Source organism: Streptomyces sp. NPDC099050 (assembly GCF_044759865.1).
In the GTDB taxonomy this organism is placed as follows: domain Bacteria; phylum Actinomycetota; class Actinomycetes; order Streptomycetales; family Streptomycetaceae; genus Streptomyces.
Map to the genome: position 1 here is coordinate 152,373 of NZ_JBIWAE010000020.1, position 26,062 is coordinate 178,434.

22 protein-coding genes are annotated in these 26,062 nt (G+C 72.5%); 11 read left to right on the forward strand and 11 right to left on the reverse strand.

Annotated features, from left to right (window positions below; translation table 11 throughout):
- Positions 1 to 147 precede the first annotated feature (147 nt).
- From ACIQV3_RS29705 to ACIQV3_RS29715, 3 genes are read left to right on the forward strand one after another with little or no spacing between them, the layout of a single operon-like run.
- On the forward strand, positions 148 to 1,065 hold the full coding sequence (locus ACIQV3_RS29705; protein ID WP_403717190.1) for a helix-turn-helix domain-containing protein: 918 nt from the start codon (positions 148 to 150) through the stop codon (positions 1,063 to 1,065).
- Between the two features lie 60 nt (positions 1,066 to 1,125).
- Positions 1,126 to 1,707, forward strand: a complete 582-nt coding sequence (locus ACIQV3_RS29710; RefSeq protein WP_403717247.1) for a DUF6932 family protein — start codon at positions 1,126 to 1,128, stop codon at positions 1,705 to 1,707.
- On the forward strand, positions 1,704 to 2,636 hold the full coding sequence (locus ACIQV3_RS29715) for a hypothetical protein (RefSeq protein ID WP_403717192.1): 933 nt from the start codon (positions 1,704 to 1,706) through the stop codon (positions 2,634 to 2,636). Before ACIQV3_RS29710 ends, ACIQV3_RS29715 begins: the two co-directional genes overlap by 4 nt.
- Positions 2,637 to 2,681: 45 nt before the next feature.
- Here ACIQV3_RS29715 and ACIQV3_RS29720 read toward each other — a convergent pair whose 3' ends face one another.
- Together ACIQV3_RS29720 and ACIQV3_RS29725 are read right to left on the reverse strand one after the other, a co-directional pair.
- Positions 2,682 to 3,887: a hypothetical protein gene (locus ACIQV3_RS29720; protein ID WP_403717195.1), complete on the reverse strand. Its 1,206-nt coding sequence runs from the start codon at positions 3,885 to 3,887 to the stop codon at positions 2,682 to 2,684.
- Positions 3,888 to 3,889: 2 nt separating this feature from the next.
- Positions 3,890 to 4,501: a DUF4365 domain-containing protein gene (locus ACIQV3_RS29725; protein ID WP_403717197.1), complete on the reverse strand. Its 612-nt coding sequence runs from the start codon at positions 4,499 to 4,501 to the stop codon at positions 3,890 to 3,892.
- A gap of 211 nt (positions 4,502 to 4,712) precedes the next feature.
- Here ACIQV3_RS29725 and drmA point away from each other — a divergent pair, with 211 nt between their 5' ends.
- The 3 genes from drmA (at position 4,713) to drmC (ending at position 11,040) form a co-directional block, all read left to right on the forward strand.
- A complete protein-coding gene (drmA, locus tag ACIQV3_RS29730; RefSeq protein ID WP_403717199.1) occupies positions 4,713 to 8,327 on the forward strand; it encodes a DISARM system helicase DrmA in 3,615 nt (1,204 codons plus the stop codon).
- Positions 8,324 to 10,189: a DrmB family protein gene (gene drmB, locus ACIQV3_RS29735; RefSeq protein ID WP_403717202.1), complete on the forward strand. Its 1,866-nt coding sequence runs from the start codon at positions 8,324 to 8,326 to the stop codon at positions 10,187 to 10,189. The genes drmA and drmB overlap by 4 nt, the downstream gene beginning before the upstream one ends.
- Before the next feature lie 65 nt (positions 10,190 to 10,254).
- Positions 10,255 to 11,040: a DISARM system phospholipase D-like protein DrmC gene (gene drmC / locus ACIQV3_RS29740; protein ID WP_403717204.1), complete on the forward strand. Its 786-nt coding sequence runs from the start codon at positions 10,255 to 10,257 to the stop codon at positions 11,038 to 11,040.
- A gap of 124 nt (positions 11,041 to 11,164) precedes the next feature.
- Here the strand turns inward: drmC and ACIQV3_RS29745 are convergent, their stop codons facing one another.
- Together ACIQV3_RS29745 and ACIQV3_RS29750 are read right to left on the reverse strand one after the other, a co-directional pair.
- Entirely contained in the window at positions 11,165 to 12,391 is a 1,227-nt protein-coding gene (locus ACIQV3_RS29745) for a Cmx/CmrA family chloramphenicol efflux MFS transporter (protein WP_403717250.1), read from the reverse strand.
- A 54-nt stretch (positions 12,392 to 12,445) separates the two neighbouring features.
- The gene (locus tag ACIQV3_RS29750) at positions 12,446 to 13,216 is read right to left on the reverse strand and encodes a hypothetical protein (RefSeq protein ID WP_403717206.1); all 771 of its coding nucleotides are present in this window, start codon (positions 13,214 to 13,216) and stop codon (positions 12,446 to 12,448) included.
- 110 nt (positions 13,217 to 13,326) lie between these two features.
- On the opposite strand from ACIQV3_RS29750, the gene ACIQV3_RS29755 reads away from it, so the two are divergent.
- Positions 13,327 to 14,022: a copper homeostasis protein CutC gene (locus tag ACIQV3_RS29755; protein ID WP_403717207.1), complete on the forward strand. Its 696-nt coding sequence runs from the start codon at positions 13,327 to 13,329 to the stop codon at positions 14,020 to 14,022.
- A gap of 251 nt (positions 14,023 to 14,273) precedes the next feature.
- Here the strand turns inward: ACIQV3_RS29755 and ACIQV3_RS29760 are convergent, their stop codons facing one another.
- Positions 14,274 to 16,403: a HelD family protein gene (locus ACIQV3_RS29760; RefSeq protein ID WP_403717209.1), complete on the reverse strand. Its 2,130-nt coding sequence runs from the start codon at positions 16,401 to 16,403 to the stop codon at positions 14,274 to 14,276.
- A 321-nt stretch (positions 16,404 to 16,724) separates the two neighbouring features.
- Here ACIQV3_RS29760 and ACIQV3_RS29765 point away from each other — a divergent pair, with 321 nt between their 5' ends.
- The gene (locus tag ACIQV3_RS29765) at positions 16,725 to 16,913 is read left to right on the forward strand and encodes a hypothetical protein (RefSeq protein WP_327306059.1); all 189 of its coding nucleotides are present in this window, start codon (positions 16,725 to 16,727) and stop codon (positions 16,911 to 16,913) included.
- Positions 16,914 to 17,048: 135 nt separating this feature from the next.
- On the opposite strand, the gene ACIQV3_RS29770 is transcribed toward ACIQV3_RS29765, so the two are convergent.
- The 4 genes from ACIQV3_RS29770 to ACIQV3_RS29785 form a co-directional block, all read right to left on the reverse strand.
- Positions 17,049 to 17,189 carry a hypothetical protein gene (locus tag ACIQV3_RS29770; RefSeq protein ID WP_403717211.1) on the reverse strand — a complete coding sequence of 47 codons (141 nt, stop codon included), beginning with the start codon at positions 17,187 to 17,189 and terminating at the stop codon, positions 17,049 to 17,051.
- A 31-nt stretch (positions 17,190 to 17,220) separates the two neighbouring features.
- On the reverse strand, positions 17,221 to 18,864 hold the full coding sequence (locus tag ACIQV3_RS29775) for a DNA repair helicase XPB (protein ID WP_327253467.1): 1,644 nt from the start codon (positions 18,862 to 18,864) through the stop codon (positions 17,221 to 17,223).
- 115 nt (positions 18,865 to 18,979) lie between these two features.
- Positions 18,980 to 19,597, reverse strand: coding sequence for an HAD family hydrolase (locus tag ACIQV3_RS29780; RefSeq protein WP_403717252.1), 618 nt, complete (start codon positions 19,595 to 19,597; stop codon positions 18,980 to 18,982).
- A gap of 85 nt (positions 19,598 to 19,682) precedes the next feature.
- The gene (locus ACIQV3_RS29785; RefSeq protein ID WP_403717213.1) at positions 19,683 to 20,291 is read right to left on the reverse strand and encodes a TetR/AcrR family transcriptional regulator; all 609 of its coding nucleotides are present in this window, start codon (positions 20,289 to 20,291) and stop codon (positions 19,683 to 19,685) included.
- Between the two features lie 83 nt (positions 20,292 to 20,374).
- Between ACIQV3_RS29785 and ACIQV3_RS29790 the strand changes: the two genes are divergently transcribed.
- Positions 20,375 to 20,959, forward strand: coding sequence for a peroxiredoxin-like family protein (locus ACIQV3_RS29790; protein WP_403717215.1), 585 nt, complete (start codon positions 20,375 to 20,377; stop codon positions 20,957 to 20,959).
- 9 nt (positions 20,960 to 20,968) lie between these two features.
- Positions 20,969 to 21,451 (forward strand): N-acetyltransferase, encoded by a 483-nt coding sequence (locus tag ACIQV3_RS29795; RefSeq protein ID WP_403717217.1) that lies wholly within the window; start codon positions 20,969 to 20,971, stop codon positions 21,449 to 21,451.
- 62 nt (positions 21,452 to 21,513) lie between these two features.
- Here ACIQV3_RS29795 and ACIQV3_RS29800 read toward each other — a convergent pair whose 3' ends face one another.
- Together ACIQV3_RS29800 and ACIQV3_RS29805 are read right to left on the reverse strand one after the other, a co-directional pair.
- On the reverse strand, positions 21,514 to 22,128 hold the full coding sequence (locus ACIQV3_RS29800; protein ID WP_403717219.1) for a DUF4291 domain-containing protein: 615 nt from the start codon (positions 22,126 to 22,128) through the stop codon (positions 21,514 to 21,516).
- A gap of 152 nt (positions 22,129 to 22,280) precedes the next feature.
- Positions 22,281 to 24,779 (reverse strand): helicase-associated domain-containing protein, encoded by a 2,499-nt coding sequence (locus tag ACIQV3_RS29805; RefSeq protein ID WP_403717221.1) that lies wholly within the window; start codon positions 24,777 to 24,779, stop codon positions 22,281 to 22,283.
- An 85-nt stretch (positions 24,780 to 24,864) separates the two neighbouring features.
- Here ACIQV3_RS29805 and ACIQV3_RS29810 point away from each other — a divergent pair, with 85 nt between their 5' ends.
- Positions 24,865 to 25,833 (forward strand): hypothetical protein, encoded by a 969-nt coding sequence (locus ACIQV3_RS29810; protein ID WP_403717223.1) that lies wholly within the window; start codon positions 24,865 to 24,867, stop codon positions 25,831 to 25,833.
- Positions 25,834 to 26,062: the final 229 nt, after the last annotated feature.

Consider the following 26,062-nt stretch of genomic DNA (forward strand, 5'->3'; position numbering starts at 1 on the left):
AAAAGGCCAACTTGGCTGGCTTCGAGGAGGGTTGCCTGATCTACGCTCAGCGCGACAGACCACATCACCGCTGACTTGCGTCGGCCCCCGCCGGGAGTGCGAATCCCAATGCGGGGGCCTGACCACCGAGGAAGTTAGGGCTTCCCGATGGATACCCAGAACACTAGCGCGCGCCCGCACGCCCAGTCCCGTAACGGCGGGGAAAACCACCCTTCCCGGCGCGCCCGTGCGAGCACACGCTCGGGCGGTGTCATCCACGACAACTCCCGCCACACCGCCCGCTTCACCGTGGTCGGCAACCACCTCGCCCAGCACGCCGAGCTGTCGCTGCTGGCCATCGGCCTGGCCGTGCACATCCAGTCCCTTCCCGGCGGCGCGCTCATCGACATCAGGACCCTCGCCGCCCGCTTCCCCGAGGGGAAGACCCGGATCGCCGCCGCCCTGCGCGAGCTGGAGGCCCACGGCTATCTGCGCCGGACCTGCGAACGCACCGGCAGCGGTCGCGTCGTCACCCGCACCGTCTCCTGTAATCAGCCCGGGCGGTCCGGCGCCACGGACGAGCCCGAGTCGAAGCCCCGGCGCCCCGCACGCCGGGAGGACAAGCCGCCGCGGCGGGCGCTACCAGCGGTACCGCAGCCCGCGTACCCCGCCCCTGACCTCGTCAAGTCCGCCATCGAGGTCCTCGCCGGCCTCCGCCGGGGTGATCCGCGCCTGCTGCTCTCCATCCCGGAGGTCGAGCACCTCACGCCCGGAGTCGTGGCCTGGCTGGAGCGCGATCTCCCGCCGAGCGCCGTCCACCACGCCCTGACCGCCGACCTGCCGGCGGAGCCCCTGCACCGCCCGGCCGCCCTACTGGCCCACCGCCTCGCCGCCCAGCTCCCGCCCATGCCGCCGTTCAGGGTTCCGGAAGCGCGCCCGGACGTCGTCAGGCACCCGCTCCGCAATTGCGAGAAATGCGACCACGCCTTCCGGGGCCCGGAACGTGGCACCTGCGGAGCGTGCGCGTCGGCGGCGGATCGACTTCTCGAAAGCGTCGACGCCGCCGAGGCCGTACCGGCAGGATGACGCGTACTGGCCGTCCCGACCGTGCCGAAGGCGTTCTCTCGCACCAAGACAGGACCTCACGTGCTTCCTTTCGCCGCCAACGGGTACCTCCCCCTGGGCCGGCACTCGGTCTCCTTGCACGAGGCGGAGTCGATGCTGGTCAGCGCGTCGGAGTTCCGGGATTCTCCGTCGCGTACGGAGCTCTGGGACGGTCTGATCAGCTACGTCGACTGCTTTTTCGCGCTTGAGGACGCCTATGCGGACGCTCTGAACGGCATGCCGCTGATCCACCGGATGTGGCTCGGCGGCAGCTTCGTCAGTACGAAGCTCGACCCCCGGAACATCGACACCACTCTGCTGATCGACACCGACGCCGAACGTGCCGTGCGCGGCCGGCCCGGCTCGAAATGGCTGACCACGGCCTTCCAGAGCCGGGACAGAATGCGCGAGAAGTTCGGTGTCTCACCGGTCCGCATCGGGTACCGGCGTGTTGCCCACGTCTTCGAGCCGGAGCGCTTCACCCCTGATGAGCGGACATACTTCACAGAAAGGGGTGTGTGGGACGACTGGTGGCAGCGCTGCCGACTGTCTGACCAAGCGGACCGCTCACCGTCCGAGCGGAGTGCCGCCCCGGCACGCGGATATCTGGAGGTGCGGCTGTGACCGGCGACAGCTGGCGCGAGCACAGGCGCGCGCTCCTGGGGGACGACCCGGCCGCGGAGGCCGCGGCGGCTCGGCTCCTTGAAGAGATGGGTGCCGAGGACCGGGACGACGAGGAGGTCGAGGGTGAGCACCGGGCCAGTCGCCTCGCGGCGGCGCGGGAGTACGCACCGCTTGCCCGCCTCGACGAGGAGCTCCGGCTGCGACTGACCGGCCCCGATACGGAAGGGGGCGCCCTCCGGTTCCAATGGGGCGATGCCCTCCTGCACCCGATGGAGGCCGCTCTCTCCGCGGCTGCGGGGACGCCCGTCCAGCTGGAGCTCACCGGCATCTCCGCGGGCAGCACCGTCGTGCATGCACGGCCCGTCGCCGGCGCCGCTGCCGTGGAGCACGGCACTCTGGAAGCGTCGTCCGCCACATCCTCGGCGAGCACCGGGATGAGCGCGCTCACCGAACTGCTGAGAGCCCTGGAGACGGAGAGCGACGTACGTGAATGGTCGCGACTCTTCGATGCCGTGGAACCCCTGTCCCGGGCCTTGGGGAAGTACCGGCTGGACCTGGGCCTGACCTGGTACGACGCCGACGGTGGCACGCGCCGGGCGCAGCTGACCGAACGCGGCAGGCGATATGTGGAACGGTTGCGCGAGCCGCGAGACCGGGATCAGGACATCACGATCTCCGGCCGCATCACCGAACTCCGCGAAAGCGGCTGGGTGAAGGTCAAGGCCGGAACCGCCAAGAACGCACAGGCCTACGACGTCCGCTTCGAGGAGCCTGAGGAACTGCTGCGCATGCGTCCGGGGCTCGGAGACAACGTCCACTTCCGGGTCCGCTTCCGGCAGCGGCTGGACTCCGTCGGCATCGTACGGTCGAGCGAGTACACCTACCTCGGCGAGGCCTCGGCACAGGCGGTGCTTCCCTTCGAGGGGTAGGCGTACGCACCGGCGCCCGCGCGTCTGCGGTGCGAGGGGGACGTGCTACTCCGGCCTGACCACGAACTCCCGCAAGTCCCGCATCCGTACCCCGGTCCCGTACGGCTCCACGTCGCCGTGCACCGCCACTTCGTAGCCGTCGCGCCACGCCGCAGCGGCCCTGTCCACGTCCTCGGGGCGCAGTTCCACCCGCACGCTGCGGACTCGGGACGGGTCCTCGTGGAGCATCGAGCCGTAGATGGTCGCCTGACGATGCCCTTGTCCGCTCAGGCGGGTGACGACTCCGTACAGAATCGCGCCCTCCTCCCGGGCCGCCCGCTCCCTCAGCTCCTTCGCGCCGGCCTCCAGGGCGGGCACGTGACGACCGGTGAGCGTTACCGGAGGCGAGGTCTGTGACATCGGCATTTCGGGCGCCCAGTCGAAGGACAGCGAGAACGTCCGCCGCTCTTCGCCCGCGATCTTCACCAGTGCCTCGCACAGGTTCGCCGACACGCCGGCGGTGACGTATGTGTCAAAGGCGTCGAGAGAGTCGCCTAGGAGGGCCGCGTCCGCAGCCGCGTGCGCGCACATGACACCCGCGAACAGCATCCTGGACACCTTGCGTGTGAAAGGCTCGGTGAGCTGCGGGTTCGGCTCGCTGTCCGGAAACGCATCGCCGTCGAAGAGAGCCTTCTGTCCGGCGGCAGCTCCCTGTCCGGCCGTCCCGCCGGGTCGGTCGAACGCGAGCTCCGGCAGTGGGGTGTGTGCCGCGATGATGTAGCTGCCGACACGGGTCTGGTCCAGCCGTACCGCAGCCACGTGCTCTTTGACCTTCTGAGGCTTCTGCCCCGGCTGCACGGACTGCAGGGTGAGGGCCGAGGACGCGGCCGCCGTATGCAGCTCCTTCAGCCCCGACAGCGCCGACACGAGATCGAGCAGCGGCGCCGTACCCGACGGGCCCGGCGGCGTGAGTCTGAGGAACTGCCAATCGGAAGACGGTAGTTGCATCTCCCTGAGGATGTCGCCCGCGCGGCGCTCCTCGACGACGGAGAGGACCTCCAGGATGTCGGCAACCCGGCCGGCGTAGTCCCGGCGGCGCCTCATCGGGACCAGCACCTCGTACGGGAGACGCGATTCGTCCTCGGCGCCCCACTCCCACAGCTCGCCGCTGGACAGGCCCCGCTCGGCCCTCCAGCCCTTGCCGCCCAGATAGCGCCTGACGACTTCGGGGGCGAGGGTCGCGGCCTCGGCGAATTCCGCATCCGTGATCACGGTCATTCCATCACCAGCATGTCCCGGTAATCCTTGGAGAACAGGTCGTGCAAGGACTCGACGGTCAGCAGATTGGTGCGGGGGACGTGCAGCGTCTGCTTGTCCGTCTTCTTGCCCTCCACCAATTCGTGGTCGTGGAGACACATCCAGTAGGCGGCGTGCCGCAGCATCAACCGGTCTTCTGTCGCCTGCGACCAGGCCATGGGATCGGAAGCGGTCAGGACGACGAAGAGGAACCGGGGAAGCTCGTAGTCCCGGCCCGCCAGCCAGTTGTAGTTCTTGTTTTCCAGCCGGAAGCTGATGTGCTCGTCGTGGACGGTCGGCGACGACGTGCACTTCACCTGCGCCTCGATGACCGGAAAGCGGCGGACTCCCGGCCTGCCGGGATGGCCCAGCTGCCAGTCCACGCCGACCCTGTCGCGTTCCCGGCGGGCCGCGTCGAGATTTGCCGCCGCCGCCAGCATCCGGATGAAGGTCTCGCCGAAGTCGCCGCGGTGGCCGTTGGCCCCGAAGCCGGTGGATGCGGCGACCCATGCCGGAGCGGGTGTCAGGGGCACACCGTACGTGGTGGGGTGGTGCTGATGCGGGATTCCCTCGGTTCTACTCTCCGTCATCTCCCGCAAACCCCCGCACCCCGCGTTGTCCTGCGGTCTGGCCTGACACCACTCTCGGACACGCACAGTAATGAAGGCCGTACGTAAGGCCAAAGGCCTTGATCAGGATCCGGCTGAAACCGGCCTCTTGGGTGGCGTGAAACGGCGTGGGCGCTCGGGGTTCCGTGCTGAAGTCGTACCGGTTGTCGGTGGCCCCACATAATCTGGGCCCGTGACCCAGGACTCCCTCACCTCTCCGGGGACCGGGCCGGAGCCTTCCGTCCCGGTCCTTTCCACGCCCACCCCCCAGGAGCTGCGCGACCGGCTCTCCGAGCTCGTCGTGCGCGACTTGCTCGGCCCTACCGGTGACGAGCCCGAGGAACTGGCGGGGAACCCCCTGGACCACTACATCATCGGGCGCCTCGCACCCGGCGGCGTACGGACCGGCAAGGGAACGGCCTTGCGGACCGTCGGCAAGGAGGTGGCGCCGGAGACCCTGGACGAGACCAGCGTGTCACCGGAACAGGAACCCGAGGCCGGCGATCCGGAGCCGTCCGCGCCCAGCATGCCCAGCCTCCACCCGTCGACCCTGGGGCTGACCGTCCGGGTGGAGAAGAAGATCCAGGAACTGACCGTCGACTGCGCCTGGGCCCATTACGAACGGGGCGACTCCGAGATCGAGGGCAACCCCAGGCGGGTGTTCCGCCGGGTTCCCTGCGCGGAGACCGTGAACGTGAAGCTGGTGGAGGGCGAGCTGGAAGCCCGCCCCCTGCACGCCCGAGACTTCCCCCACATCGTGGTACGAGGGCGGGCACGGCTGCACGAAGGTTCCTGGCTGGTTTCGCTGTTCCTCGTCAACGGCCAGGAGGATACGCGTGGGTCGTCCCACTGGATGTTCCAGGCGTCTATGGCCGTCACGGCCGGCCCCGGCACCGCGCCCTTCCTGCCGCGCCGCACCGTCGAGGCACCCGGGGGAGACCAGGGCGAGCGGCGTGCGCTCGCCATGACCTACCGCTTCCATCCCGAGTTCGCCGTCGGCCATGGAGCCGGAGTGCACGCGGAGGCCTCACCGAGCGATCCCCGGCGGGCGGTACGCGTCTCCACCACCGCCACTCCGGCCTACGAGATCCCGCACACCGACGTACCGGACCCGCACACGGACGAGGACGCGGACCTGCGCGAACTGGGCGCGCTCACCGTGGACATGTATGAGCTGAGCCTGATGGCGGCCGAGCCGCTCCGGGCCGCGCTGCTTCCCCTGGTGGACGGGTACCGCTCCTGGATCGAACGCCAGATGGGTTCGGTGGACGATCCCGACGCCGGGTTGGCCGCGTTCAGGCAGGAAGCGGAGGAGAACATGCGCCTCGCCGCGAAGGCGGCGGACCGCATCCAGGACGGAATCGACCTGCTGCGGGACGACCCCGAAGCGCTGGTCGCCTTCCAATTCGCCAACCGCGCCATGTGGAACCAGCGCGTGCACACCATCGCTGCACAAAATCGCCGCCGCACGACGTCATTGACCCTTGAGGAAGCGGTCGCTGAGGCCGACCTGCCGAAGAACCGCAGCTGGCGCCCGTTCCAGCTGGCCTTCCTGCTGCTCAACCTGCCCTCGCTCGCGAACCCCGGACACGCGGAGCGCGCCGACAACAACACGGCGCTGGCCGACCTGCTCTGGTTCCCCACCGGCGGCGGCAAGACCGAGGCGTATCTCGGTCTGACCGCCTTCACCCTCGCCATGAGGCGCCGTAGGCCGGACCTCGGCGGCCTCGACGCCGAGCACGGCGTGGCCGTGATCATGCGGTACACGCTGAGGCTGCTCACCATCCAGCAGTTCCAGCGGGCCGCCGCGCTGATCTGCGCGACGGAAGTGATCCGCAGGGAAGCGCCGGAGCGATGGGGCGACAACCCGTTCCGGATCGGACTGTGGGTGGGCGGCCGGGTCACCCCCAACACGACGGATCAGGCCGGCGACTGGGCGAGGGAGCAGAAGAAGGACAAGGGCCGAGGCGGCTTCGGCCGCATGGGCTCCCCGCACCAGCTCACCAGCTGCCCCTGGTGCGGCTCGAAACTGGAGGCGGGTCGCGACATCAGTGTCGAGAAGACCCTGCGCCGGACGTTCATCACCTGTTCCGATGCCTACGAGTGCCCCTTCGGCGCGAGCGCATTCGGGCTGCCCGCCGAACAGCAGGGCCTGCCCGTTCTCGTCGTGGACGAGGAGATCTACCGGTTCCCGCCCAGTCTCGTCATCGCCACGGTCGACAAATTCGCGCAGATGCCGTGGAAGGGGGACACCCAGGCACTCTTCGGCCAGGTGTCCCGACGGTGCACCAGGCACGGGTATGTCACCCCGTCCGCGGTGGACACGGACTGGGAGTCCTCCAGCCATCCGTCGGCCGGCGGCCATCCTCCGGCCTCCACCGTGGAGGTCGTCCGGGTACGCCCGCCGGATCTGATCGTGCAGGACGAGCTGCACCTCATCTCGGGCCCCCTGGGTTCGCTCACGGGTCTGTACGAGACCGCGGTGGACCTGCTTTCGACGTGGGAGCCGGAGCCGGGCCGGTCGGTGCGCCCCAAGGTCATCGCCTCGACCGCCACCGTCCGCCGCGCCGACCGCCAGATCCACGACCTCTTCGCCCGTCGCACGGCCGTCTTTCCGCCCTCGGGGCTGAGCGCCGACGACACGTTCTTCGCACGGCGGCGGCGCACGGACCAGATGCCGGGCCGCCGTTACGTGGGCATCTGCGCACAGGGAGTGCGGACGAAGTCCGTGGCCATTCGAGTGTTCGTAGCCCAGCTCGCCGCTGCCCAGTACCTCCACGACACCTACGGTGCCAGCGAACTCACCGACCCGTACATGACGCTCGTCGGATACTTCAACAGCCTGCGCGACCTGGGCGGGATGCGCCGGCTGGTGGAGGACGACGTCTCGACCAGGCTCCTGCGGGCCGACCGGCGCGGACTGGCCACACGCCGGATCGGAGAACCGGCCGAACTGACCAGCCGGATGGCCTCCGACGCGATCCCGGAGATTCTGGAAAAGCTCGACATCACCTTCGGCAGCAGGCCCAAGGGGTCGCCCCGGCCCATCGACGTCCTCCTCGCCACGAACATGATCGCCGTGGGAGTCGACGTCTCCCGGCTCGGCGTCATGGTCGTCAACAACCAGCCCAAGTCGACCGCCGAGTACATCCAGGCGACGAGCCGCGTGGGCCGCAGGGCCCCCGGTCTCGTCTTCACTCTGCTCAACTGGGCGCGCCCCCGGGATCTTTCGCACTACGAGACCTTCGAGTCCTTCCACGCCACGATCTACCAGCACGTGGAGGCCCTGTCCGTGACACCGTTCGCGGACCGCGCCCTGGACCGGGGTCTCACCGGAGTCCTGGCGTCGCTGGTCCGCAACCTCAGGCCCGACTACAACCCCAACCGCGGTGCTCAGTGGGTCGACCGGCGCGGCGAGGTCGTCAATCATGCGGTGGCGTCCCTCGCCCTCCGGGCGAAGGACGTCACCCAGGACCGCCACATCGCCGACGAGGTACGGGCCCGGCTCGACACCCGGCTCGACTACTGGGAGCAGAAGCGAAAGGCCCCCGGATCGGTCCTCGGCTATCGAGCGGCCCGGCGGCAGGGTGATGTGGCCCCGCTCCTGCTGGAGCCGGACAGCGGGCCCTGGCGGCTCATGACCTGCCCGACGTCCCTGCGCGAGGTCGAGCCCCCGATCCGCCTCATCCTGACCGGCGAAGCGGGTGGCGATCTGTCCGGCGAGCCGCCCTATACCTCGCGAGACCAGCCTGACGACAGCGCACCGGACACCGGCGCGGACCCCGCGGACCCCTGGGAGACGACATGACCGCCGCCGCACCAGACGCTCTGCGCGTGGGTGAACTGCGCCCCAGCCAGCTGCTGCACACCTACGGCATCGGTGCCGTCACCGACCTGCCCAACCTGTCCACCATGGTCATGGGGCTGGACGACTGGGATCCCGTCCGGGCCCGTGTCCTGACCGAGGACCGCCTGCTGGCCGCCGTACGCCGCCGTCTCGGCAGCCAGGTCGCCACCCTGCGGACACCACCTCACCTACCAGAGAACCCCGCCGACCCGTACGGCGACTGGACCCGGACGGGTGTCCCGGTGGGTCTCTTCCCCCGTTGGCTGCGCTGCTCCCGAGAGCGCTGCAACCAGCTGGCACCGGCCTCCGGCGGCCTCTTCCAGCTCCGCCCGAACATGTTCCGCCCGGAGAAGACGAGGTACGTCCACGTCAACTGCGGCGGCCCTGGAGCGGGACAGCCCACCGCACTTCCCGCGCGCTTCCTCGTGGCCTGCCCCGATGGTCACATGGACGACTTTCCCTGGGTGTACTTCGTCCACCGCGGCAACGCATCCGGGGAAGGTCACACCCTCAGCCTGACCGAGTCCGGAACCACCGGTGAGGCGGCGAACGTCTTCGTCCGGTGCAACACCTGCGATGTACCTCCCCGCTCCATGGCCGATGCCCTCGGGCAGGCAGGGGAACGCAACCTTCCTGGTTGCCGTGGGCACCACCCGCACCTCGGGGCCTTCGCCCCAGGAGGCTGCACGGAGCCGACCCGGACGATGGTTCTCGGTGCCACCAACAGCTGGTTCGCCTCCCAGCTCCGCTTGTTCAGCATCCCCCGTGCCGAAGAGCCCCTCATCCAGGCTGTTCGCGAGCACTGGAGCCTGCTCTCCCCGCTGGCGGCCGTTCCTCCGGACGCGGCCAAGATGCTGCTGCCCACGCAGGCGTGCTGGCCCGAGCTGGAGCAGTACGGGGCCGACGCCGTATGGGCGGCCGTGACCAAGGAAGCCCGCACGGCATCCCCTGACCGGGCAGAGCAGGAGGAGGAACCGGACCTCACCACGCCGGAATGGCGGGCGTTCACGCACAAAGGCAACTACACGCTGCCGGACTTCACCACGGTGCGGGAACGTAGCGTCCCCGACGGGACCTCCGATTGGCTCGACAGCGTCGTCCTCGTCCACCGGCTGCGGGAAGTCTCGGCACTGACCGGCTTCACGCGCATAGAGGCCCCCGAGTGGCTGCCGGGCGAGGAGGTGCGGGCGCGCTCCGTGGCCCCGCTCAGCCGCAATGCTCCGAGCTGGGTCCCTTGCGCCGAGCTGCGCGGCGAGGGGGTGTTCCTCGCTCTCAAGGAAGAACACCTCGCCGAGTGGGAACGCCAGGAGGCCGTCCAGGCACGGGAGGAGGTGCTGAAGGCGGCTCACTGGGACTGGTGCATGGCCCGTGGTATCGACGAACCCCGTTGGCCCGGGATCCGGTACGTCCTCCTGCACACGCTGGCCCATGTCCTCATCCGGCAGTTCGCCCTCGAGTGCGGATACGGGGCCTCCGGCATCGCGGAGCGCATCTATGCCCGCTCGGGCTCCGATCCCATGTCGGGGATCCTGCTCTACACGGCGGCCCCCGACAGCGAGGGCACGCTGGGTGGCCTGGTCTCCCTCGGCCGAAAAGAACGGCTCGGACCGGCGATCGCACAGGCGCTGGAAGAGGCCAGGCTGTGCAGCTCCGACCCGATGTGCGCCGAGCACGATCCACGGGTCCATTCGCGGCTTCACGGAGCGAGTTGCCACGCGTGCCTGTTCGCCGCGGAGACATCGTGCGAGCGGGGCAACCACTACCTCGACCGGGCGCTGCTGGTGGAAACCCTCGCTGGCAATACGTGTGCGTTCAGACCGTGAGCAGGTATGCGGCGGGGCGGGAGACCAGTGACCCGGGGAGTCCGCCGCCCCATCGGCCAGCGGGCGTGCCGACCGCCCGCGGTGACGCCCGCGGGCCTCGCCTACCGGTCCTTCTGGCGGCTCTGTGCGATCGCCTGCCCGTCGACAGGATCCTGGCCCTGGAGTCCGTCTTGAAGACCGTGGGCGATCCCGACGACCCGGTTCTCAGCCGGTTCATACGCGCCCAGCCCGCGGCCGGCCTGGCCGGTCAACTCGTCGAGATCACCCATGCCTGGCGTACCGAGGCCTCAGGGATCACGGGGGCGGGACTCGCCCTCGCTCTGGCCACTTCCCGCTCACTTCCGCGAACGACCTCGCCTCAGGTCGTGGTCAGCGGCCCCGCAAGCGCGTCGCTGCCGGTTCGGCTGACGAGTGGTGTGGCCGTCGAAGTGGTCCGCTCGGCGAGGACCTCGCTGCTGATCGCCAGTTTCGCCGCGCACGGGGCTCTGGACGTGGTGGAGGAGATAGACCGGGCCGTGGGGCGCGGAGTGCAGGTCGATCTCGTGCTCGAGGAGTCGACACGCGCCTCGACGGCCTTCGCAGCCCTCCCGGAAGAGGTGCGTCTGTGGCACCGGACCGGTGCGGCCGGTGTCATGCATGCCAAGTTTCTCGCCGCTGACCGGCACACCGCCTTGCTCGGCAGCGCCAATCTCACCGACCGTGCCCTGTCCGACAACATCGAACTCGGCGTGGTGCTGCGAGATCCGGCGACGGTGGAGCCCCTTGTGGATCATTTTCGGTGGCTGTTGTCCCCTGAGCACGGCCTCATGCGGGTGCAGGCGCGAGGCGGCGCCGAAGGCCGGAGACGATGACGCGCACTTCGGCGCAAGGGCAAGGGCAAGGGCCCGGGCCAGGGGCGGGTCATGCATCCAGGCCCAGGCCCGTCGCTCCTCACGCTGCGGATATCGCATGCGCGACCTCAGGTGGGGCTCCGTGCTACGTGCCGACTGGGGCCTTGGACGGGGCAGACGCGGACGACGCGACGACGCGGGTCGCGCCCGGCCCTGTACGGGACCCCGTACGGCGGTCCAGGCGGAGGGCCACCAGGCCCAGGGCGATCGCGGTGACGGTCATCGCGCCGCCCGCCCAGGCGGTGGCGGAGTAGCCGTACCCGGCGTCGATGACGGTGCCGCCGAGCCAGGGGCCGCCGGTGTTGCCGAGGTTGAACGCGGCCGTGGTGGTCGCGCCGGCCAGGGTCGGGGCGGCGCCCGCGACGTTGAACATGCGGGCGTTGAGCGCCGGGGCCGTGAAGAACGCAGAGAAGCCGAGCAGGAAGGAGAGGGCGATCGCGGCGGCCGCCGTGGAGGCCAGCAGGGCCAGCGCCGCCAGGAAGACGGTGGAGGCGGTGATGCCCCACAGCATCACCCCGAACAGGTGCGCGTCGGCGATCCGCCCGCCCAGCGTGGTGCCCGCCAGCGCGCCGATCCCGAAGAGGCCGAGGATCCACGGGACCCACTGCGAATCGAGCCCGGCCACGTCCGTGAGCAGCGGGGACAGGTAGCTGAAGGCGCAGAAGACGCCGCCCGCGGCGAGCGCCGTGACGCCGATGGACAGCCACACCTGCCGGTCCCGGTAGATGCGCAGCTCGCGCGCGAGCGTCGGCTTCTCGGCAGGCGGCGGGATCCTCGGGATCAGCGCGAGGATGCCGACCAGCGCGACGGCCGAGGCCGCGCCGACCGCCCAGAACGCTGAGCGCCAGCCCAGGTGCTCACCGAGGAACGCGCCGGCCGGGACGCCGAGGACGTTGGCGATGGAGAGTCCGCCGATCATGACGGCCATCGCGCGGGCCCGCTGGTGCCGCTCGACCATCGCGATGGCCACGGCGGCGCCGACCGCCCAGAAGCCGGCGCAGGCGAGCGCGGAGACGATGCGGGAGGCGAAGAGCAGCTCGTACGAGGGGGCCAGCGCGCCCGCGACCTGCCCGAGGCCGAAGAGGGTGATCAGCGAGAGCAGCGTGGTGCGCCGGGGCAGCCGCAGCGTGGCGACGGCGAGCAGTGGTGCGCCGACGACCATGCCGATCGCGAAGGCGGATATGAGCAGGCCCGCCTGGGGGATGGTGACGCCCATGTCCTCGGCGATGGGTGGCAGCAGCCCGGAGAGCATGAACTCGCTGGTGCCGAGTGCGAAGACGGAGAGGCCGAGGATGTAAACGGCTACGGGCATACGGGTGCGTTCGGCTGCTGCGGGCATGAATTACCTCAACCACGACGAACGGGATCACATTCCCGGGGGCTGATCCCTCCCGCTCGCGCTGCCGCTGCCGCTGCCGCTGCCGCTGCCGCCGTCGCTCCGGCCGGCGCCCTCGCTCAGCTCCGCCAGCTCGGCGGCCAGGTTCGTGCGGGCCGGGGCCTCCCAGTGCGCGGCCCCGTAGGCGGTGCGGAAGAGGCGGGGCAGGGCCAGCAGCCGGCGCAGGACGGCGGCCCGGCCTTCGCGGAAGGCCTCGTCGGGGACGAAGCCGTACTCGGCGCGCACGGCGGCCGCGTAGGCGGCGTACTGCTCGGCCGGGCCGGCCAGGACGCCCAGGTCGGCGTCGCAGAGCAGCTCGCCGTTGGTGTCGCCGGGTGCGGGGTCGTGGGTGATCGTGAGCCGGACGAGGCGGGCCACCTCGGCGGTGCGGTCGCCGTCGATGCCGAGCTCGGGCAGGGCGCGCTCGGCGAGGGCGGCGCTGCGCTCCTCGTTCTCGGAGCGGTCGGGGCGGTAGACGGCGTCGTGGAACCAGGCGGCGAGCTCCACGGCGGGGCGGTCGGCCGGCTCCGGGTGTGCCTCGCGCCGCGCCTCGTCGGCGAGTACGTCGACCCGTGCGAGTACGTCGGCCAGGTGCGCGGTGGTGTGGTACCTGCGCTGCGGCTCCGCCCAGGCGGTGAGGAGGCGGTCGGCGTAGGGGGCGGGGTCGCGGTCGGGGGCTGCTCCGGCGGCGGTGGTGGTGGCGTGCCAGCGGGCGCGGAGGTCCTGCTCGCGTCGCGTGTCGGACGTCATGGCGGATGTCATGGGCACATTGTGGTGGTGGCGTGATTGTGCTGGTGGAGGGTGGGCGGAGGCCCGTACCCTGGACATTGGACTAGACCTATTTTCCAATGTGGGACGAAGGATGGGATTACATGAGCAACCGTGCGCTCCTGGAGGTGATCGCCCTCGACGTGGAGGACGCGGTCGCGGCCCAGGCCGGTGGGGCGGACCGACTCGAACTGGTCACCGACATGGCCGCCGACGGGCTCACCCCGCCGCGCGAGACCTTCGCGGCGATCCGGGCGGCGGTCGACATCCGGCTGCGCGTGATGCTCCGGAAGGCGGACGGCTTCTCGGCGGGCTCCGCGCAGGACGTGGAGCGCCTGGTGGAGGAGGCGCGGGCGCTGCGCGCGGAGGGGGCGGAGGAGTTCGTACTGGGCTTCCTGAACCCCGACGGCAGCCCCGACCTCACCGCCGTGGAGGCGGTCGTCGCGGAGCTCGGCGGCTGCGGGTGGACGTTCCACCGGGCGATCGACCGGGCCGCCGACCGTGACCAGCTCCGCAAGGCCGTCGCGGACCTGCCCGGACTCGACACCTACCTGACCGCGGGCGCGGCGGGCGGGGTCGACGAGGGCCTGCCGGTGCTGCTGGCGGAGGCGGCGAAGGCGGCCACCCCCGGCTACGAGCCGCGCATCCTGGTGGGCGGCGGCCTGGCCCTCTCCCACCTGCCGGTGCTGCGCGGGGCGGGCATCGACGCCTTCCACATCGGCGGCGCCTCCCGCCCCGCCGGCTGGGACCGGCCGGTCTCGGCTGCGGCCGTCGCGGAATGGCGCGCCGCCCTGTCCTGACCGGACCGAGTCCAGGGCGGCCCTGCGGGGGCTGTCCCCTACCCGCCCTTCCGCCGTTCCCCGGGCTCTGCCCGGACCGGGCTCTGCCCGGACCCGGTCCTCAAACGCCGGACGGGCTGAATACAGCCGGCCTCGCCGGCGTTTGAGGCGCGGGGTCTGGGGCGGAGCCCCAGGGAACGGTGGAAGGGCGGGTAGGGGAACTCTGCCCCGCGCAGCGGCAAAGGGCGCTGCGGGGACTTCGCCGCGCAGGGCTACGCCAGAGCCCCGGGCAGCGGGGCGGCGTGGAGGACGGTGAGGCCGGAGACGGCTCGGGTGAGGCAGACGTACAGGCGGCGCAGGCCGGTGCGTTCGTCGGGTTCGCCCGCCACCACGTCCGCCGGCTCGTGCAAGACGACGTAGTCGTACTCCAGACCCTTCGCGAGGGACGCCGGCACCAGCGTCAGCCGCGACTGCGCGGTCGTCTCCTCGCCGGGCGAGAGGTAGGGCAGGCCCGCGGCCAGCAGCGCTTCCCCCAGCTCCGGGATCCGCGCGTCCGCCGCGATCAGCCCGATCGACCCCTCGTGCACGAGCGAGGCCCGGCAGGCCGCGATCACCGCCGCCGACAGGCCGGCCGCGTCGGCCTCCGAGACGATCAGCGAGCCCGGGGTCTCTCGGACCGAGGAGACGGGCGACAGGCCCGGCGAGATCACCGGCAGCAGCCGCGAGGCGTAGGCGATCACCTCGCGCGGCACGCGGAAGCCCGCGGTCAGTTCCTCCAGCACCGCGCCCGGCTTGCCCAGATGCCCCAGCGCCTCGTCCCAACTGCGCGTCGCCCACGGGGTCGTGCCCTGTGCGAGGTCGCCGAGGACCGTCGCCGAGCCGGTCGTGCAGCGCCGGCCCACCGCCCGGTACTGCATCGGGGACAGGTCCTGAGCCTCGTCGATGACGACATGGCCGAGCGAGTGCGTGCGCTCCACCAGGTCCGCCGTCTCGTCGATGAGGACCAGGTCCGCCGCCGACCACTTCACCGACTTCACGCTGCGCGCCGGCTTCGCCCAGAGCAGCAGTTCCTGCTCCCGCTCCGACAGGATCCCCTCCGCGTGCTCCGCGAGGAACTCCGCGTCCGAGAGGAGCCGCAGCACCAGCTTGGCCGGTTCCACCAGTGGCCACACCGCCTTGACCACGGCCTTCACGGCGGGATTGCGCGCCACCGCGTCCTGGACCCGGTCGTCCGGCGCCTCGCCCGCCTGCTCCATGCGCACGAGGACCGCGTGCGAGATCCGCTGCGGGAGGGCGTCGCGGGCGGCGCCGTAGCGGATGTCGCGGTTCTGGAGTTCGGAGACGATCTCGGCGATCTCGTACGCGGGCACCCGCCAGCGGCGCGATCCGCGGACCACCATCAGCGGGTCGACCGGCTCCGTCACGTGCGAGTGGACCGCGCGGCGCAACACCTCGGCCATCCGGGCGTCGCCCTTGATCACGGCGGTTTCGGCGGCGTCCGCGCCGCGTACCTCCAGGTCCGCGCGGGCGACCAGGTCGTCGACCGTGGCCTGCTTGACCTCCAGCTCGCCGAGGGCGGGCAGGACCTGCTCGATGTAGTGCAGGAAGGAACGGTTCGGCCCGATGACCAGGGTGCCCGTACGGGCGAGGCGGTCGCGGTGCGCGTAGAGGAGGTACGCGACACGGTGCAGGCCGACGGCCGTCTTGCCGGTGCCGGGGCCGCCCTGCACGCAGACGGAGCCCGACAGGCCGGAGCGGACGATCTCGTCCTGCTCGGGCTGGATCGTCGCCACGATGTCGCGCATGGGGCCCACGCGCGGGCGCTCGATCTCCTGCTGGAGCAGCTTGCTGACGGCCGGCCCCTCGGTGGGGTCGGAGAGGTGCTCGTCCTCGTACGCGGTCAGCTCGCCGCCCGTGTAACCGAAGCGGCGGCGCAGCCCGACGTCCTGCGGGTCGTTCTTGGAGGCGCGGTAGAAGGGCTGGGAGACGGGCGCGCGCCAGTCGATGACCATGGGGTCGCCGCCGGCGTCGTGGACGTGGCGGCGGCCGATGTAGAACTGCTCGCCCTCCGCGCCCTCGGCGAGTTCCGCGCCGGGCGCGTGCAGGTAGTCGAGGCGGCCGAAGAAGAGCGGGGTGTGGGCGAGGTCGGCGAGGGCCTTGATCCGGTCGTCGATCTGGGCCTGGAGCACGACCGCGTTGACCCAGTTCGCGGTGACGTCGCGGATGTCGAGGTTCTCGACGTCCTCGCGCATCGCGCGGAGCGCGGACCGGGACGCGGCGAGGTGGGCCCGCTCGCGGCCCAGGGGATCGGTGGCGGCCTCGCCGGGTGCTGATGCGGCGTCGGCGTCGGCGTCGGTGACGGCGTCGGGGTCGGTGACGTGGGCGTGGGCGTGCGCGGGCACGGAACTGCCTCCATCTGCTGAGGACCTGCGTGATGCGGGCGGACGGGCCCGCCGGTTTCCGAGCGGCGGGCGGCGCTCCCGGTGACGCGGCGGGAGGCGGCAAGAGCGGAGATTCTAGTCATCGCGGAGGCGCTGCGCGAATGGATTCCGGGGGCCGAAAGTCCTTCGCCGGGGTGGCCCCGTACGGGGGGTGTTCGGTCCGTGTCCTCCTTCGGACAGAGCCCGTAGGGGGAGGCATGGGCCGGGAGAAGGACGCCGGGGACCTGGAGGTTCAGCCCTCAGGGCGATGTGACAAGCCGGGCGAAAACCGACCATGGATACATGAGCACCGCAACCTACACCCCGGTCCAGGGTCGCCGCCCTCGCGGCGCCACCGCCACCTCCGACTCCCGCCGTCCCCGCCACAGCGCCGGCAGCGTCCTGCGCGCCGCCAAGGTCTTCGCGGCGACCGCCGTGAGCGTCGTCGTCCTCGGTGAGTACGCCGAGGACGCGGGGGTCATACGCCGCTGAGGCGCTGGCCCCGGGGTCGCGCCGTGACCCGGAGTTCCGGGCCCACGGCTCGCCGGACCGCGGGCCCGGCCGCGCCTGTGGGTCTGGACGGTCCCCCTGCTCACGGCCCTGCTCGCCGCCGCGCCGCGCCGGGGCTCACGCGTCCGGCAGCAGGATGTCCGCGTCGTCGAAGACCCTTGCCGAAGGAGGCGCGGCGTACGGGTTCCAGCCGGTCCCGGTCGCGGCCCGCCGACTCCGACTCCGTGAAGGGACCTCGTAGATCTCCTGGTGCGTCATACGACCGGCGTAGGGTTCGCCACCCCGTCCGTCAGTCCCCGGCCAGCAGCTCGTCGGCGTCCATGATCCGGTAGGCGTAGCCCTGTTCGGCCAGGAAGCGCTGGCGGTGCGCGGCGAAGTCCTGGTCGATGGTGTCGCGCGCGACGACCGAGTAGAAGCGCGCCTCGTGGCCGTCGGCCTTCGGGCGCAGGACGCGGCCGAGGCGCTGGGCCTCCTCCTGGCGGGAGCCGAAGGTGCCGGACACCTGGATGGCGACCGTGGCCTCGGGCAGGTCGATGGAGAAGTTGGCGACCTTGGAGACGACCAGCACGCTGATCTCGCCCTCGCGGAAGGCGTTGAAGAGCTTCTCGCGCTGCGCGTTGGAGGTCTCGCCCTTGATGACGGGCGCGTCGAGGTGCTCGCCGAGCTCGTCGAGCTGGTCGATGTACTGCCCGATGACCAGCGTCTGCTCGCCCGCGTGCTTGCGCACCAGCGCCTCGGTGACCTTCCGCTTGGTGGCGGTGGTCGCGCAGAAGCGGTACTTCTCCTCCGTCTCGGCGGTCGCGTAGGCCAGGCGCTCCGACTCGGTGAGGTTCACGCGGACCTCGACGCAGTCGGCCGGGGCGATGTAGCCCTGCGCCTCGATCTCCTTCCACGGGGCGTCGAACCGCTTCGGGCCGATCAGCGAGAACACGTCCGACTCGCGGCCGTCCTCGCGCACCAGCGTCGCGGTCAGGCCGAGGCGTCGGCGTGCCTGCAGGTCGGCGGTGAACTTGAACACCGGAGCGGGCAGCAGGTGCACCTCGTCGTAGAGGATCAGGCCCCAGTCCCGGGAGTCGAAGAGCTCCAGGTGCGGATAAATGCCCTTCCGCTTCGTCGTCAGGACCTGGTACGTGGCGATCGTGACGGGCCGGATCTCCTTGCGAGTACCGGAGTACTCGCCGATCTCCTCCTCCGTCAGCGAGGTCCGCTTGATCAGCTCGTGCTTCCACTGGCGGGCGGAGACGGTGTTCGTGACCAGGATCAGCGTGGTGGCCTTGGCCTTGGCCATGGCACCGGCGCCGACCAGCGTCTTGCCGGCGCCGCAGGGCAGCACGACCACGCCGGAGCCGCCGTGCCAGAAGCCCTCGACGGCCTGCTGCTGGTAGGGGCGCAGCGCCCAGCCGGTCTCGTCGAGCTCGATCGGGTGCGCTTCGCCGTCCACGTACCCGGCGAGGTCCTCGGCGGGCCAGCCCAGCTTGAGCAGGGTCTGCTTGATCTGCCCGCGCTCGGAGGGGTGCACGGCGACGGTGTCGGCGTCGAGGCGCGCGCCGACCAGCGGGGCGACCCGCTTCGACCGCAGGATCTCCTCCAGCACCGGGCGGTCGGTGCTGGTCAGGACCAGTCCGTGGACGGGGTGCTTGGAGAGGGTGAGCCGGCCGTAGCGGGCCATGGTCTCGGCGACGTCGACGAGCAGCGCGTGCGGGACGGGGTAGCGGGAGAACTCCACGAGCGCGTCCACGACCTGCTCGGCGTCGTGCCCGGCGGCCCGCGCGTTCCACAGCCCCAGCGGCGTGATCCGGTACGTGTGGATGTGCTCGGGAGCGCGCTCCAGCTCGGCGAAGGGCGCGATGGCGCGCCGCGCGGCCGCGGAGAGCTCGTGGTCGATCTCCAGGAGGAGGGTCTTGTCGCTCTGGACGATGAGGGGCCCGTTCACGCACGTCCCTTTCGGCGTGGGAGGACCGCCCGGACGCGGGCGGCCAAACCTCCAGTCTGCCGTATCGCTCCGCGGGCCGGGCGGTTCTGGCCGCGCGCTGGCCGCACGGGCGGGCTCAGGGGGCGGGCGTGGAGGTGGCGAAGGCGAGGATCTCTGCGGCGGCCTCGCGGAGGGTGGGGAAGTGGCGGTGGGCCTCGGGGTGGGCTTCGGGGGTGTTGACCGTCCAGACCGTCATGCCGGCCGCGAGGCCCGACCGGACGCCCGAGGGGGCGTCCTCGACGACCAGGCAGCGGGCGGGGTCGGCGCCCAGGAGGGCCGCGCCCCGCAGGTACGGGACCGGTGAGGGCTTGCCCTGCGCGACGGCGGCGGCGTCCACGAGCACCGGCGGCACGGGCAGGCCGGTGCGGTCGAAGCGGCCGCGCACCCGGTGTGCGTAGTTCGAGGTGACCAGGCCCCAGCTCCCCGCGGGCAGGGCGGTCAGCAGCTCGGCCGCGCCGTCGAAGGCGGCGTAGGTGCCGGAGCGGACGTCCTCGTCCTCCAGCTCGTGCAGCGCGGCCAGGCACGCGTGCGGGTCCAGGTCCGGGGCTACGGCCGCGAAGGTCTCCATCGGGCGGGTCCGCAGGGCCACGGCGTAGACGGCGTCCGGGTCCAGCCCGTGGCGGGCGGCCCAGGTGGCCCAGACCCGGCGCTGGTTGGCGACGGCGTCGACGAGGGTGCCGTCGACGTCGAACAGGACGTACCGGGCGGGGACGACGGCGGCAGGGACGGCGGTGGTGGCAGGGACGGCGGCGGTGGTGGCTGCGTGGGTCACCGGCGGATCATGCCAGGCCGCGCAGGAGCAGCTTCAGGCCGCCCTCGAATTCCCGCTCCGGGCCGACCGAGCGGGCGTCGCGCGCGGTGGCCGTCATGTACGGGAACTCCTCCGCGGGGAGACCGGCGATGGCGGTGGTCCCGGGGCCGGCCAGCGGCCCGAGGTGTTCCAGCTGCGTGGCACCGATCACGTACGCGATGAGCGCGCGCAGCGCGATCACCCGTTCCTCGGCCTCGATCCCGGCCTCGGTGAGGACGCCGAGCACGGTTTCCGACCAGCGCAGCGCGCTCGGCGAGCGGTGCCGGTGCGTCAGGGTGAGCGGCAGGGTGGCCGGGTGGGCGCTCATGGTGTCGCGCAGGCGGCGGGCCAGGACGGTGATCCGGCCGTGCCAGGGCCCCGGGGGCGGCGGGGCGGTGTCGACGCTGCTGAGGACGAGTTCCACGACGAGCGCTTCGAGTTCCTCGCGGCCCGGGACGTAGCGGTACAGGGCCATGGGGCTGGTGCCGAGCTCGGTGGCGACGGCGCGCATGGAGAGGCCGGGGAGCCCGTCGCGGTCGATGACGGCGAGGGCGGCGGCGGCCAGTTGGTCCGGGGTGTGGGAGCGGGGGCGCGGCATGACGGTTGACAGCGTACGGCATACGCCTACGCTGGGAGGTAGGAGTACGGCATACGCCTACGCCTGTCGATGGAGGGTTTCCCATGTTCGAAACCGGTTCCGTGGTACCCGGACGCCTGCTCGCGCCCCTCACGGGAGGGGCCGCCCCGGTGCCCGATCCCGAGCGGCTCGTCCATCTGCAGTTCCGGCGCTTCGCCGGCTGCCCCGTCTGCCACCTCCACCTGCGCTCCGTCGTCCGGCGGCACGCGGAGATCGAGGCCGCCGGGATCCGGGAGATCGTGCTCTTCCACTCCCCCGCGGAGGAACTGCGCCCGCACACCGCCGACTTCCCCTTCGCCGTGATCGCCGACCCGCGCCGGCGGCTGTACCGGGAGTTCGGCGTCGAGTCCTCCCCGCGCTCCCTGCTGGACCCGCGTGCCTGGGGCCCGGTGCTGTGGGCGGTCGCCCGGTCGGCCGTCGAGGTGGTGCGCGGCCGGGAGCGGCCGCCCGCCCCGCGGCAGCCGAACGGACGGCTCGGGCTGCCCGCCGACCTGCTGATCGGGCCCGACGGGAAGGTGCTGGCCGCCAAGTACGGGGAGCACGTCTACGACCAGTGGTCGGTCGACGAACTGCTCCGGCTGGCGGCGGCGGCCCGATATCCCGTGGGCACCGGGGAAGGGGCCGCGTAGGGTCCGCGCATGAGCAGCGATCAGCAGGACTTCGTACCGCCCGCCGAGGTGTTCGAGGTGCCCGTCCGGTTCGTCGGGGAGGGCTTCCGGCTGGAGCCCCTCGGGCCCGAGCACAACGAGGGCGACCTCGCCGCCTGGAGCGGCAGCGTCGCGCACGTGCGCGCGACGCCCACCTTCCTGGGCGACTGGCCTCCGCAGGAGGGCATGAGTCCGGAGGAGAACCTCGCCGACCTGGTGCGCCACGCACGGGACTTCGCCGAGCGGCGCGGGTTCACTTACAGCGTCCTGGAGGGGGAGCGCGACGGAGAGGGCGAGGTCATCGGCTGTCTCTACATCTACCCCGCACACGTGGAACCGGGGCGCGTGCGGGTCAGTTCCTGGGTGCGCGCCGACCGGGCCGCACTCGACAAGACGGTGTACGAGACCGTCGCGCGCTGGCTCGCCGAGGTCTGGCCCTTCGACGCGGAGCGCGTCGACTACGCGGCGAGGTGAGGCGGTACGGCGAGGCGGTACGGCGAGGCGGTACGGCGTCGTACGCGGCTCGTACGACGCCGCTACGCGCCCAAGTGCCCGAGCGGCCCCGCCGGGTAGGGGGACTCCGGCGGGAGCAGGGCCCGCGCCGCCTCCGGTTCGCCGGAGCGGAGCAGGGCGTGGATCTCCCGGGCCAGCGGGGTGACATCGCGGACGGAGACCGTCCACTCGTCGGCGTAGGCGCGTGACATCGACTCGGACAGGCCCAGTTGGAGCGAGCGGTGCGGCAGCGGGTTCAGGTGCAGATCGCGCTCCGGGTCCCACTGCACCCGGGCCGGGGCCGTGCGCAGCGTCCGGGTCCAGGTCTCCCGGTCGGCGTGCACGCCGGGGACGTAGTGCGAGAGGCAGGCCCGGCCCAGTGCCCGGTCGAAGCCGGCGCGGGTGATCTCCACGGCCAGCACCGTCTCCTGGTCGGCCTTGGTGGCCCAGCCGCAGCGGTACATCATCCACAGGAACGACGGCTTGACCCAGGTCATCCGCTCCCGCTTCCAGGAGGGCGGGAATCGGCCGTCACGGGCGGCGGGCACCCCGATCCGGGGGTGGTACGCCTGGTACACGGTGACGGTGCCGGCGGTGTGCGCGGCGCGGATCTGGTGGCGCGGGGTGGAGCGGGCGGGGTCGGTGGTCGCTTCGGGCATGACCCCAGGGTGCGGGCCCGCGCACCCTCCGGGCCAGCGGATTTCCGCTCCGCGATGCGGACCCCGCGCAAGGCGATGTGGACCCCGCGCAAGGCGATGCGGACCGCGCGCAAGGCGATGCGGACCCCGCACAAGGCGATGCGGACCCCGCGCTAGATCTGGTCCTCCTCCAGTTCCGCGACCCCCGTGATCCGGTGCAGCGCGAAGGTCCGCACCTCGTCCGCCGTGTGGTCGTACCCGGTGACGAAGCCGCCCTCCACGCGCACCGGGGCGATGACCCGCTGGCTCGCCGCGCCGTCGGCGTTGACGTAGCCGATCCACACCGCCGACCCGGTGAGCGCGGCCGCCTGCACGGTCGCCAGCGTCTCCGCCGCGCTCGTCCGCGGGAGTTCGCCGGGAGTGCCGGGGCCGCCGGGGCCGCCCGTCCCCGTGGCGGAGGCCGGTTCCTTGCGGACCGCCGTCGCCGCCAGGTCGCCCGCGCGGATGGCCCGTACGGCAGCCCCCAGCAGCGTCGGGTCCGGGACCGGCGGCCCGTCCGGGACCGGTACGGGCAGGGCGCGCGCCGGGGTGCGGTGGGCGTCGGCGCGGGAGAGCAGGACGTCACCCGTGCGGGATTCCGCGGCCGGGGCGTACCCCATGGCCCGCAACCCGTCGAGCAGCGCCGTCGGTTCGGCCTGCGCGGCCAGGACGGTCGGCGCGAGGCGGCGCAGCCCGAGGCCGGCGGACCGCTTGTCGGCGAGGATCTCGTTCAGCATGCCGTCGTCGTCGCAGCGCACGTACGAGGAGGCCGCGCCCACCCGGAGGTGTCCGTGCCGCCGGGCCACGTCGTCGATGAGGTACGACAGCGGCTGCGGCACCGGGGTGCGGCTGTGCTCGGTGAGGAAGGACTGCAGGTCGACGGCGGTGTGGCCGGCGTCCAGGGCGCGTCTCACCGACCCGGGCGTGAAGCGGTACACGGTGGCCCCGCCCTTGGACTCCACCTCCGCCAGCACGGCCAGCACCTCGGCGAGCGCCCGCCGCAGCGGCCCCGGAGCCACCGCCGTCAGGTCGGCCTGGAGCAGTACGTGGTCCACGGGCTCGGGCAGCAGCGGCGCGAGCAGGGGTGCCGGGTCGCGCCCCTCGAGCAGGGCCCGGCCGGGCGCGGCGAGCGCGCCCCGGCCGGTGACTCCGAGCACCTCCGCCTCGGTCAGCGTCCAGCGTGCGAGTCGGGAGCGCAGTTCGCTCGTCCCGCGCACCGGCCGCTCCCAGTCCAGGCGGGCGAGCAGCGCGGCCGGGTCGGGGGAGCCGCCCTCGGGGAGGGCGGCGAGCAGCCCGAGGACGCGGCGGCGCACCTCGGGGGCGGCGGAGCGGTCCAGTTCGGCGCCGAGCGCGGAGAGCGTACGGCCCTTCGCGTCCTGTTCGCCGACCAGGCCCGGGGTCCGGGTGGCGGTCAGCCAGGCCGCCGCCAGCACCGACCAGCGCTCGGCGGGCGGGATCTCCAGCCAGTCGTCGAAGGCGGGGGTCGGGGCGTACCGCTCGTCGGCCTCCCCGTCGCCGGCCAGCAGGCCCGCCGCGTAGGAGAGTTCGATCCAGAACGCCGCCGACGGCTCGTCGGTGTCGAGCGAGGCCGCCGTCCGCTTCAGGTCGCGTACGGAGAGCCCGCCCGAGCGGAGCACGGCCGGACCGGTGTGCTCCCAGGACTTCACCAGCTCCTCGACCGTCGACAGCGCGGCCAGTGCCTGGCCGGCCGCGTTCGCGTCCACAAGCTGTGGACGGTGCTCGCGGTGCGCGGGAACCTCCGGGGGCAGCGGCTCCGTCAGCCGGTGCGCGAGCCCGCCGCGCAGGTACAGGGCCACCTCGCGCGGCAGCAGCACCGTGCGCGCGGAGGCGGGCAGCAGCAGGCCCCGGTCGCGCAGCCAGCGCACCGGAGGCGTCGGATGGGGCGTCACTTCCCCGTACGGCGGCCCCCACACGAGCCGGCCCAGCACCTGGTGGGCCTCGGCCGGAGCCTCGTCGAGCAGCGCCGACATCCGTACCGGGTCGGTGAACAGGCCCGTCAGCGCGGTCACCGCAGACACCGGGTCGTGCGTCGGGGGCAGCCCGACGGCCGCCACGATCTCCTGGATCCGGGTCGGCGACATGCCGCCCGTGGCCTCCGCGACGGTGGGGCCGAGCCCGGTGGGGGAGGGGCGCGTGGCGGAGGGGGCGAGCAGTTCGCGGGCGGTGCGGACCAGGCGCAGCCGTTCGTCGTCGCCCCAGACCAGGGCCTGCTCGCGCAGGGTGGCCAGGGCCCGGGGGAGTTCGGCGCGGGCCCCGTTGTCGGCGCCGGAGGTGGTGCCGGTGTCGCCGCTGAGCAGGGACTCCAGTACCGCGTACGGGCAGGGCTCCGGGCCCACCGCGAGGGCCTCGGCGGCCTGCAGGGCGAACCGGTCCAGGTGGTCCAGCGCGCGCACCACCGAAGCCCGCGTGCCGGCCCGGGTGGCGAGTTGCGTCACGTCTCCGGGGACCGGGCTCAGCAGGTCCGGCCGGGCGCGCAGCAGGGCGCCGAGCCCGTCGTCGTCGCGGGCGCGCAGCGCTTCGGCGAGGGAGCGCGGAGCGCTTCCCGCGGTGCTCGTGTCAGGCACGGTCGTCGCCTCCTGGTCGCGTCGGCCGGTCAGTCGGCCGGTCCCCATCCGGTCAACGGTATCCGCTGTGCCCCCGGCCGCTCCACGGGCGCACGCGCTACCTTCTGTCGAGGTGGCACGGGAGGAGCCGGGCGTGGGGATCGAGAGCGACCATCTGGTCTACGAATATCTCAGCCGGGTCGGGGACTTGGCGCAGCGCAGGCAGCTGTCGTCGGGGGACCGGATGCGGCTGGTCGCGGGGCTGCGGGACGAGATCGACCGGCGTCGGGCGAAGTACGAACCGGAGACGACGGCGGCGGTACGGCGCATCCTGGAGCGGATCGGCTCGCCGGAGGAGGTCCTGGACACGCTGTCGACGACGGGCGGGGCGGAGCCCGTTCCCCCGTCCCCGTCCCCGTACGCTTCCTCCGCCCCGTCCGCCACCGCGGTGCCGGTGCAGCGGGGGGCGGCGCCGCCGCATCTCGCGGGGCTCGACGAACTGGGCTCCGGCGAGCGGCTGGAGCCCGACTGGTGGACCGTCGGGCCGGGATCGACGGTGGAGGGCTTCGCGGGCGGGATCGAGATCCCGGAGCTCCTGAAGGGGCCGGGCGCGGCGCGGAAGCCGGAGTCGGAGCCGGACCCGGGATCCGGGGATGCCGCCGGTGCTGCCGGTGCCGCCGGTGCCGCTCCCGGGGGTCCGCAGACGCTCGTGGGCTTCCTGCGCGAGCGGCGGCGCCGGGCGAAGGCCGAAGCGGAGGCGGCTCCCGCCGCGCCGGTGGCCGCGCCGCGGCCGAAGCCGTACGCCTTCCTGCTGCTCGCGGCGGTGGCCCTGGTCGCGGGGGCCGTCTCCGGCTACTGGCTGCTGCTCGCCGCGGGCTGGCTGCTCGCGTACGCCTCGCGCGTGCTGGGTCCCGCGGAGCGGAAGTGGGTGGTCTTCGGGCTGCCGGGGGTGGTCTTCGCGGGGGCGGTGGTGTGGCTGTGGGGCCGCCTGAACGGCCGGTGGGGCGATCCCCTGGCGAACGACGCCCTGAGCGGGACCTTCCAGGACCTCCTGCCCTGGCTGGCGCGAGCCGCGGCGGGGTCCTCGGCGCTGTACCTGCTCTGGCGCTCCCGGCGCCGCTGAGCCCCTCCGGGGCCGGAGGCCCTGGCCGGGCGCCGTTGCCGGGGACCGGTCCCCGGGCCCCTGCGCCTCAATCGCCGGCGGGGCTGGGGGTGGCCTGGGTGGGGGCTGGCTGCGGGTGGGGGGGGGGGGGGGGGGGGGGGGGGGGGGGGGGGGGGGGGGGGGGGGGGGGGGGGGGGGGGGGGGGGCGGCGGGGGGGCGGGGGGGCGCGGGGGTGAGGCGGCACACACCC